The 9,048-nt window shown below is 73.1% G+C and carries 8 protein-coding genes and 3 pseudogenes; 5 read left to right on the top strand and 6 right to left on the bottom strand.

Annotated features, from left to right (window positions below):
• A pseudogene (locus E1295_RS33860) lies at positions 1-521 on the bottom strand (alpha/beta fold hydrolase); the annotation flags it as partial.
• A gap of 146 nt (positions 522-667) precedes the next feature.
• Here E1295_RS33860 and E1295_RS33855 point away from each other — a divergent pair.
• Positions 668-2,038: a sensor histidine kinase gene (locus E1295_RS33855; protein WP_220449025.1), complete on the top strand. Its 1,371-nt coding sequence runs from the start codon at positions 668-670 to the stop codon at positions 2,036-2,038.
• Positions 2,035-2,703: a response regulator gene (locus E1295_RS33850; RefSeq protein ID WP_132636897.1), complete on the top strand. Its 669-nt coding sequence runs from the start codon at positions 2,035-2,037 to the stop codon at positions 2,701-2,703. Before E1295_RS33855 ends, E1295_RS33850 begins: the two co-directional genes overlap by 4 nt.
• Positions 2,704-2,908: 205 nt before the next feature.
• Here the strand turns inward: E1295_RS33850 and E1295_RS49775 are convergent.
• From E1295_RS49775 to E1295_RS33840, 3 genes and pseudogenes are all read right to left on the bottom strand, one after another.
• Positions 2,909-3,409, bottom strand: a pseudogene (locus tag E1295_RS49775) (LuxR C-terminal-related transcriptional regulator); the annotation flags it as partial.
• Positions 3,410-3,502: 93 nt separating this feature from the next.
• A pseudogene (locus tag E1295_RS51310) lies at positions 3,503-4,246 on the bottom strand (alpha/beta hydrolase); the annotation flags it as partial.
• Between the two features lie 161 nt (positions 4,247-4,407).
• Positions 4,408-5,220 carry a M23 family metallopeptidase gene (locus E1295_RS33840; RefSeq protein ID WP_132636893.1) on the bottom strand — a complete coding sequence of 271 codons (813 nt, stop codon included), beginning with the start codon at positions 5,218-5,220 and terminating at the stop codon, positions 4,408-4,410.
• Positions 5,221-5,454: 234 nt separating this feature from the next.
• Here E1295_RS33840 and E1295_RS33835 point away from each other — a divergent pair, with 234 nt between their 5' ends.
• The 3 genes from E1295_RS33835 to E1295_RS33825 are packed head-to-tail and all read left to right on the top strand — an operon-like array spanning position 5,455 to position 6,823.
• Positions 5,455-5,991: a phosphoheptose isomerase family protein gene (locus tag E1295_RS33835; protein WP_132636891.1), complete on the top strand. Its 537-nt coding sequence runs from the start codon at positions 5,455-5,457 to the stop codon at positions 5,989-5,991.
• Positions 5,988-6,227 carry a HypC/HybG/HupF family hydrogenase formation chaperone gene (locus E1295_RS33830; RefSeq protein WP_132636889.1) on the top strand — a complete coding sequence of 80 codons (240 nt, stop codon included), beginning with the start codon at positions 5,988-5,990 and terminating at the stop codon, positions 6,225-6,227. The genes E1295_RS33835 and E1295_RS33830 overlap by 4 nt, the downstream gene beginning before the upstream one ends.
• On the top strand, positions 6,224-6,823 hold the full coding sequence (locus E1295_RS33825; RefSeq protein ID WP_132636887.1) for a D-sedoheptulose-7-phosphate isomerase: 600 nt from the start codon (positions 6,224-6,226) through the stop codon (positions 6,821-6,823). The genes E1295_RS33830 and E1295_RS33825 overlap by 4 nt, the downstream gene beginning before the upstream one ends.
• Here the strand turns inward: E1295_RS33825 and hypE are convergent.
• Entirely contained in the window at positions 6,806-7,879 is a 1,074-nt protein-coding gene (gene hypE, locus E1295_RS33820; RefSeq protein ID WP_132636885.1) for a hydrogenase expression/formation protein HypE, read from the bottom strand. The two genes, E1295_RS33825 and hypE, sit on opposite strands and share 18 nt — an antisense overlap.
• Positions 7,876-9,024, bottom strand: a complete 1,149-nt coding sequence (hypD, locus tag E1295_RS33815; protein WP_132636883.1) for a hydrogenase formation protein HypD — start codon at positions 9,022-9,024, stop codon at positions 7,876-7,878. The genes hypE and hypD overlap by 4 nt, the downstream gene beginning before the upstream one ends.
• Between the last annotated feature and the right edge of the window lie 24 nt (positions 9,025-9,048).

Genomic DNA, 9,048 nt, shown 5'->3' with positions numbered 1-9,048 from the left:
CCGGGGCTCGGGTTCGGGCCGGGGCCTGGCCCGCCGGGTCCGGGGCCCTTGCAGTCGACCTTGGTGCTGTAGCCGACTCCGCGGGGGTCGAAGCCGACCAGGTCGTAACGTTCGTTGAGCCGCGCGGCGGACGCGTTACCCATGATCATGTCGATCGGCATGAGATAGCCGCTGCCGCCTGGGCCGCCCGGGTTGACCGCGAGGCTGCCCAGCCGCCGCGGCCGGTTCGTGGCTTTGAGCCGGGTGATCGCGACGGTGATCTGCCGGCCGTCCGGCTTGCCGTGGTCCAGCGGTACCTTGACCGTTCCGCATTCCAGACGGTCCAGCAGGCGCCGAAACTCCGGTATCCGCGCGTCCGGCACGCGGCGGGATCTGAGCACGTCGTCGGAGTAGGCGGGGCAGTCCCGCCAGGAGACCTCCGGCCCACGGTCTTCCGCCGCCGCGGCGGCGGGTGAGCCGGCGACCAGCGAGGCCAGCACGACGGCGGCCAGTCCGGCCGCCGGGAGTTCACGTTGGATCATGACGGTCCACTCTGGGGGTGGTTCGGGGCTGGCCGCGTCCGTCTTCAGACTCAAGGTCGCGTCTGTCGTGAGAGGTACACCGGCGCCGGGGATCCGTCTTGCGATGGATGCCGTGGGCCCGGGATTGGCCGTAGGCTCACATGGTCATGATGGAGCAGTCGGTGGGCGCCCTCCGGGCCTGGTCGCGCCGGCCAGCGGTGCAGGACGTGCTGCTGGCGTCCGCGCTGCTCCCGGCCTGCGTGATGGCGAACGACCCCGGTGCCATCGTGGGAGCCCTGGCACCGGGGCCGGCCGGCCAGGGGCTCTGGTGGGCCGCGACGGCGCTGGCCGTCGCGGCCGTCGCGCTCCGCCGGCGGTGGCCGTTGCCGATGTTCGCCCTGAGCGTGGCCTCCGTCCTGACACACGTCGCCGGGGCAGCGCCGCTCATGATCGTTGATTTGGCCGTGCCGATTTTGGTGTACACGATCGCGTCCCGCCACGGCCACGCCGTCTCACTCGCGGGAGCGGCCGGCGTGCTGGCGCTGGTCATGGGCTGGAACCTGAGTTATGCGCTCAACGCGAGCCCGTCACGCGACCTCGCCGGGGGGTTCCAGCCGGTGACCACCCTCCCCGCGGCTCCGGGCGCCGACCTGCCCAATGTCGGGCCCAATGTCGGGCCCAATGTCGGGCCCAATGTCGGGCCCAATGTCGGGCCCAATGTCGCTGCCGGGCCCGACGGGGTCCGCGTGGCCTATCGGCAGCAACGGACCGCCTGGAACGGTGTTCCTGTGCTCGGATCGATCCTGATCGCCTCCTGGGCGATCGGTTCCGGCGCGCGCAGCCGCCGGGCCCACCTCACCGAGTTGCGTGCGCACGCGCAAGATCTCGAACGCGAGCGCGACCAGCAGGCGGCGCTGGCTGCGACCGCTGAGCGGGGGCGGCTCAGCCGCGAGCTCCACGACGTCGTGGCGCACGGCCTGTCGGTGATGGTGATCCAGGCCCAGGGTGGCGCGGCCGCGCTGGACAACAGGCCCACCGACACTCGCGCCGCTCTGGAGGCAATCATCAGGACGGGACGCGACTCCCTCGCCGACATGCGCAGGGTCCTCGCGGTGGTGGGAGACATGGAGGACACCTGGCACCCGCAGCCCGGGCTCGCCCAGCTGTCCTCGCTGATCAGCCAGGTGCGGAAGACCGGCACGCCGGTGCGGCTGCGCGTCGAAGGCGTCCCCGCGCCGCTGCCGTCCGCCGTCGAACTGTCGGCGTATCGGATCGTGCAGGAGGCACTGACCAACACCATGAAACACGCGGGCACGGGCGCCAGGGCGACCGTCGTCCTCTCCTACGGCGAAGCGGAGGTCGACATCGAGGTCAGTGACGACGGGCGGGGCGTGTCCGGCGACACGGGCAGCGGCAACGGCCTGCGCGGCATGCGCGAGCGCGTGAGGCTGCTCGGAGGCAGGCTCATCACGGGGCCCGAGCCCGGCGGTGGGTTCGTCGTGCGGGCGGGGCTGCCGATCCAGGGACGTGACGGGTGATCCGCGTGCTGCTCGCCGACGACCAGGCGCTGGTCCGCACCGGCTTTCGCATGATCTTGGAAAACGCGTCCGACATGCGGGTGGTCGGCGAGGCCGCCGACGGGGCCGAGGCGGTCGCGGCCACGCTGGCGTCGCAGCCGGACGTCGTGCTGATGGACGTACGGATGCCCGACGTCGACGGAGTCGAGGCGACCCGCCGTATCAGCGCAGAGGCCGCCGGCACCCGGATCCTGATCCTGACGACCTTCGACCTCGACGAGTACGTCTACTCCGCCATCCACGCCGGGGCCAGCGGGTTCCTGCTCAAGGACACCCTCGCTCCCGACCTGCTCTCGGCCATTCGCGTGGTGGCGCGCGGCGACGCGGTCGTCGCCCCGAGCGTGACCCGCCGGCTCCTCGAGCGCTACGTCGGCACGGAGCCGGCGCGGGCGGCGTCCACAGCCGACCTGGACGTTCTGACCGAACGCGAACGTGAGGTGCTGGGACTCATCGCCCGCGGCCTGTCGAACTGCGAGATCGCCGACCGTCTCTACCTGTCCGAGGGGACCGTCAAGACCCACGTCAGCCGGGTCCTTGCCAAGCTCGGCCTGCGCGACCGGGTGCAGGCCGTCGTCCACGCCTATGAATGCGGCCTGGTGCGCGCCGGGATCACCGACCGGCCCTGACCCCGCGTGCACTGCGGCGACCCCGATCTCCTGCGCCGGGCGCTTCACTGGGGGATGCCTCGGCGATCCCTACGGCCGCCGCCGCGTCTTCATCGCCGGCACGGCGGCCCCCACCCGGGCCTCCATGGGCACGGCCCCGCGTCGGGAACTCGCCGGAAGAAGGCCGGCGCAAGCCGTACGACCCCGCAGAACAGGGCCATGCCGACTAGTAACCCGACGGGCGCACGAGGCCCGTCTCGTAGGCGAAGACGGCCGCCTGCGTACGGTCCCGCAGCCGCAGCTTGACCAGGATCCTGCTGACGTGGGTCTTGACGGTCTGCTCGGCGACGACCAGGCGCTCGGCGATCTCCGCGTTCGACAGTCCCTGGGCGATGAGCGCCAGCACCTCGGTCTCGCGTTCCGTCAGGTCGGAGACGCGCTCCTTCAGCGGGGCGCGCGGAGCGCCGCTCATGCGGGAGAACTCCGCGATCAGACGTTTGGTGACGTTCGGCGCGAGCAGGGCGTCCCCTGCCGCCACCACCCGCACCGCGTGGGCCAGGTCGGCCGCCGACGCCTCCTTGAGCAGGAAGCCGGAGGCGCCCGCGCGCAGCGCCTCGTAGACGTAGTCGTCCAGGTCGAACGTGGTCAGGACGAGGACCTTCACGTCCGCCTCCGGCCGCCCCGCGATGCGGCGGGTCGCCTCGATGCCGCTCATTTCCGGCATGCGGCCCGCCGCGAAGATCCGGGCGCCGAACCGGGGCGAGACCGGGTCGGCGCCCAGCCCCACCGTGACGAACGGCAACCCGGCCGACAGGTGCGGCAGGTGCGCGGTCCAGTCTCCCGCCGTGCGCCCGGCCCACACCGTGGCCGGGGTACGCATCGCGGCGGCGTCGGGCACACCCGCGCCAGGGCTGCCGAACATGACGATGGCGGCGACGTCCAGCCCCGGCGCGGCCAGGCCGCACACCACGGAGCCGTAGGAGTGGCACAGGAGCGTGACCCGGGCGCCGGGCCTGGCCGCGCGCAGCTCCTGTACGAACGCGCGCAGGCGGGGAGCGGCGCCGGCGGCGCGGTGAGGGGTCACCGCCTGGAGGCTCACGCTGCTCGGCGTGGCGTAGCCGAGCCAGGCGACCACCGCCGACCGGTCGCCGAGCGCGGCATGGAGCCGCAGCGAGCCGCCGCGCAACATGCCGTACTTGTCCAGGTCGATGCCGGCGCCCGGCACCATCACGGCGATGCGCTCGGCCGTGGCCAGGTCGCCGAGGACCTCCACGGCCCGGCCGCCGTCCCGGCCGTCGAAAGACAGGAACCGCCGCGAGGGGTCCGCCAGCTCGCGTAACCGGGCGGCCCGCCACCGGTGGCCGAGCCGGGCCGCCGCCCGCTCGGCGGCCAGGATCTCCACGCGGCCGGCCGCGTAGCGCGCGGCGAGCGCGGCCGGGGTCGTGCCGGCGAGAGGGGCGACGGGGGCGGGTGCGGGCGACGGCACCGCCCCTGGCCGGGTCACGCCGCTGACCGGCGCCGCCAGCGCGGCGGTGACGAGCGTGGTGAGCAGGGCGCGGCGCATGCTGCCACGCCGGCGGGTCGCCATGGGCGGTGATCCTTCCGTGCCGGAGACGTATTCGGGCCTCGAAGGTAGGGATCATCGCCGGTAACCGGCGTCCCGCTGTGGGGTGCACCTGCCGCGTAGCTCTTACGTACTACGGGTGGCAGACGCTCATGCGATCGTCACCGCGACGGCGACAGCAGAGGCTCGTCCTTGCTCGGGACACGGTGGTGGGTGGTGCCGTCGGGCAGGGTCTCCTCGAACGTGAACGGCAGCCCGGCGGCGATGGACGGGTGCGGGTTGTCCATGAGCTGGAAGTGCAGATGCGGTTCGCTGGAGTTGCCCGAGTTGCCGCACTGCCCGACCAGCCGGCCGGCCTCGACCCGCTCGCCCTTGCGTACCTGGACCGAGCCGCGCTTGAGATGGGCGAACACGGCGTGCACGCCGTCGCCGAGGTCGAGGATCACGTGGTTGCCGAGCACGCCGCCCGGGCCCGCCAGCTCGCGTACGAAGCCCTCGATCATGACGTAGATCAGGGCCGGCCAGGAGTTGCGGCTCAGGTGGTCACGCCAGAAGTCCCGGGCGCGCACGACGGTGCCGGCGGCGGGGGCGTGGATCGGGCTGCCGAAGCCGGGGAAGGTCTCGGGGCGGCTCATCAACGGCCTGCTCACCACGGGCTTCCACTCGATGTCCTCGTCCGGCCAGTGCACCAGGTCCACGGCGTACGTCTGCCCGTAGGCGTGCACTCCGTGGCTGGGCACCTTGTCGGCCGGGCTGTTGATCGCGAGCCAGCGTCCCCGCACGGGGCTCGCGACCGGGATCGGCGGGCGCCGGACGGACCCCGCGGGCAGGAAGGTCGAGGCGAAGCCGGCCAGGGCCAGCACGATGCCCGCCACGCTCAGCCACCCGAGCCGGTGGACGAACTCGCCGAATGCCAGGAGCAGCCCGATGATGATCATAGGCATCCGCGCGCGGGCGAGGATCACGGGGAACATGACGTCCTTTCGGTGGGGGATCACGTCTGCGCCGCCGCGCGAGCGGCCGGCCTCGCCACCTACCCACGCCGCGGGCCCGCACGCGTACGGGCTCCTGCGGCCGCGCCGGCGAGGACCGTGGGGCGAAACTTGCCGGGACCTTGCCGGGCCCCTTGCGGGGCACGCCGCGCCGCTCGCGCGGGACCACGGTGGAATGGACGCAGTCATGGTACGCGGGGATTACGGGGTGGCGGGATGGCCGGAGTGCTCGATCGGGTTCGCGCGGGCCGGGAGTCCGCCGGCCTGGCGCTGGTGGCCGACGCCGGCGCCGTCGTCGAGGCGGCGGCCGCCATGGCGGGGCGGTTCCGGCGGGGGAGCAGGCTGCTGACCTTCGGCCGGGGCGCGTCGGCGGCCGACGCGGCGCACGTGGCGGTGGAGTTCAGCCACCCGGTGATCGTCGGCAAGCTCGCGCTTCCCGCGCTCTGCCTGGGCGGTGAACCGGGCCTGCTGACGGTGCTGGGACGCCCGGGGGACATCGCCGTGGGCGTGCGCCCGGCCGCGGGCGACCTCACCGCCGCGCGCGAGCTGGGCATGCTGACCGTCGCCCTGGTGGCGGCGACGCCCTGTGACGAGGACGCGCCGGCCGGGGTGAGGGGAGCGGACGTCGCGGCTGATCACGTGCTGGCCGCGCACAGCGATGACCCGCTGGTCGCGAGGGAGATCCACATCACGGTGTACCACCTGCTGTGGGAGCTGGCGCACGTGTTCCTGGAGTCGGAGGAGGGCGCGTGAGCGGCGACGACGAGGCCGGGCCCGTGTGCGACTCGTGCGTGACGTGCGGCGACGTGGCCGTGCCTGTGCGCGTGACCGGCCTGCTGCCCGGCGGCCTGGCCCTGGCCGACGTGAGCGCGGCCGGCGAGGGGATCACCGAGGAGATCAGCGTGGCGCTGGTGGAGGCGCGAGTCGGCGACACGGTGCTGGTGCACGCGGGCGAGGCGATCGCCGTGGTGGAGAGGGCGGAAGCATGACCGAGACGATGTACCCCTTCCTGCGGCGCGACCCGCTGGACGTGCGGACGTCCACCGAGGAGAAGGCCCGCGAGAGCCTGGAACTGCGGCGGCGGGTGCTGGACGAGCTGATGGCGCCGCTGGCGGTAGCCGCGGCGGAGCTGGCCGCGGCCTTCCGCGGCGGCGGGCGGCTGTTCGCCTTCGGCAACGGCGGCAGCAGCACGGACGCGCAGTCGGTGGCCGGCCTGTGCACCGCGCGCGGCCTGCCGGCGGTGTCCCTCACCGGCGACGCGGCGCTCGTGACGGCGCTCGGCAACGACGTCGGCTTCGACGTGGTGTTCGCCCGCCAGCTCGCCGCCCTGGGCGGTCCCGGCGACATCGCGTGCGCGCTGTCGACCAGCGGCGGCTCGGCGAACGTGCTGCGCGGCCTGGCCCAGGCCAGGAGCATGGGCATGACGACCGTCGGCTTCGCGGGCTCGGGAGGCGGGCGCATGGCCGAGGAACGGCTCGCCGAGCACCTGTTCGTCGTCCCGTCGTCGTCGGTGCACCGGATCCAGGAGGCGCAGGCGACGCTCTACCACGTACTGGCCGAGCTGGTGTCAGCAGATACGCGGTAGCGGATCGCCCACCAGCACGTCGACCACCCGGGTGCCGCCGAAGGCGGTACGCAGCAGCACCAGGCCCGGAGGGTCGGCGGTGACCGTACCGGCGATCGCGGCCTCGGCGCCCAGCGGATGGGCGCGCAGCGTGTCGAGGGCCTGCCCGGCGTGCTCGCCGTCGACCACGGCCACGAAGCGGCCCTCGCAGGCGACGTAGAGCGGGTCGAGTCCGAGCAGCTCGCACACTCCGGTCACTTCCGGATGCACGGGGATGCGCTCCTCGTCCAGCACCACGGCGACCTCGGACGCGCGGGCCACCTCGTTGAGCACCGTGGCCACCCCGCCACGGGTGGCGTCCCGCAGAGTCCTGACGTGCCGGGGCAGCACCTTGAGCAGTTCGGCGACGATGCCGTGCAGCGGCGCCGTGTCGGACGTGATCGGCGCCTCGATGCCGAAGTCGTCCCTGGCCAGCATGATGGCCGCCCCGTGCGCGCCGATCGGGCCCGACACGATGACCGCGTCCCCCGGCCGCGCGCCGGAGGCCGACAGCGTGACCGGCTGCTCGACGACGCCGACCCCGGCCGTGGTGACGTAGCAGCCGTCGGCCTTGCCGCGCTCGACGACCTTGGTGTCACCGGTGACGATCGTCACCTGCGCCCGCTCCGCGGCGGCCGCCATGGAGGCGGTGATGCGCCGCAGGTCGGCGACGGGGAAGCCCTCCTCAAGGATGAAGCCCGCCGACAGGTGCACCGGGCGGGCCCCGCACATCGCCAGGTCGTTCACGGTGCCGTTGACGGCCAGGTCGCCGATGTCGCCGCCGGGGAAGAACAGCGGCGAGACGACGTACGAGTCCGTGGTGAAGGCCACGGGGCCGTCCCCGAGCCGCACGAGCGCGCCGTCGTCCAGCGGCGCGAGCATCGGGTTGCGGAACGCCTCCAGGAACACGGCCTCGATCAGCGTCTGCGTGGCCTTGCCTCCGGCGCCGTGGGCGAGCGTGATGCGCTCCTCCCTGACGACGGGCTTGCGCCGCCGCATCCGCTCGATGCGGTCGAGCACCTGCTGCTCACGGGTCATGGCCGGCCCGCCTCCCTCGGCTCCCGCGCCGCGGCGCTCATCTGCTCGCGGCTGAACCGCCCGAAGTTGTAGTACGCGGCGCACGCGCCCTCGGAGGAGACCATGCACGTCCCGATCGGCGTCTCCGGAGTGCAGGCGGTACCGAACACCTTGCACTCCCACGGCTTGAGCACCCCCTTGAGCACCTCGCCGCACTGGCACGACTTCGGGTCGGCGACGCGCAGGCCGGGCAGGTCGAAGACGCGCTCGGCGTCGAAGGCGGCGTACTCGCCGGCCATGGCGAGCGCGGAGTGGGCGATGAAGCCGAGCCCGCGCCACTCGAAGTGCGGCCGCAACCGCATCACCCGGCCCATGGCCGACAGCGCGATGCTGTTGCCGTCCCAGGGCACCACGCGGGCGTACTGGTTCTGCACCTCGCAGCGGCCCTCGGCGAGTTGCCCGAGCAGCATGTGCACCGAGGTGAGGATGTCGAGCGGCTCGAACCCCGCCACCACCAGCGGCTTGCCGTAGTCGCGGGCGATGAACTCGTACGGCCGGCAGCCGATCACCGCCGACACGTGACCGGGGCCGATGAACCCGTCGAGGCGCAGGTCGGGCGAGTCGAGGATGGCCTTGACCGCCGGAATGATCATGACGTGGTTGCAGAAGACGGAGAAGTTGGCCAGGCCCTCGGCCGCGGCCCGCAACACGGTCATGGCGGTGGAGGGCGCGGTGGTCTCGAAGCCGATGGCCATGAACACGACCCGCCGGTCCGGGTTGGCCCGCGCGATCTTCAGCGCGTCGAGCGGGGAGTACACCATCCGGATGTCGGCCCCCGCCGCCTTGGCGTCCAGGAACGAACCCGAACCGCCCGGCACCCGCATCATGTCGCCGAACGACGTCATGATCACGTCCGGCTGCCGCGCGATGTGGATGGCGTCGTCCACCCGGCCCATCGGGATCACGCAGACCGGGCAGCCGGGGCCGTGCACGAGGTTCACCTCGGACGGCAGGTGATCCTCCAGGCCGTGCTTGTAGATGGTGTGGGTGTGCCCGCCGCACACCTCCATGAACGTGTACCGCCGGCCCGGCCGGCAACGCTCGGCGATCCGCCCGGCCAGCGCCCGCGCCCGGCCCGCGTCGCGGTACTCATCGACGAACCGCATCGCTCTCCCCCATGGTCGTCCCGG

Origin of the sequence: Nonomuraea mesophila (assembly GCF_004352805.1) — a bacterium.
Lineage (GTDB): Bacteria > Actinomycetota > Actinomycetes > Streptosporangiales > Streptosporangiaceae > Nonomuraea > Nonomuraea longispora.
This window is presented reverse-complemented; position numbering and strand designations above follow the sequence as displayed.

Excerpts from the sequence above, each read along its gene's own strand:
- hypD (WP_132636883.1), bottom strand. The coding sequence starts at position 9,024 with ATGCGGTTCGTCGATGAGTACCGCGACGCGGGCCGGGCGCGGGCGCTG.
- E1295_RS33825 (WP_132636887.1), top strand. The coding sequence starts at position 6,224 with ATGACCGAGACGATGTACCCCTTCCTGCGGCGCGACCCGCTGGACGTG.
- E1295_RS33855 (WP_220449025.1), top strand. The coding sequence starts at position 668 with ATGATGGAGCAGTCGGTGGGCGCCCTCCGGGCCTGGTCGCGCCGGCCA.
- E1295_RS33835 (WP_132636891.1), top strand. The coding sequence starts at position 5,455 with ATGGCCGGAGTGCTCGATCGGGTTCGCGCGGGCCGGGAGTCCGCCGGC.
- E1295_RS33840 (WP_132636893.1), bottom strand. The coding sequence starts at position 5,220 with ATGTTCCCCGTGATCCTCGCCCGCGCGCGGATGCCTATGATCATCATC.
- hypE (WP_132636885.1), bottom strand. The coding sequence starts at position 7,879 with ATGACCCGTGAGCAGCAGGTGCTCGACCGCATCGAGCGGATGCGGCGG.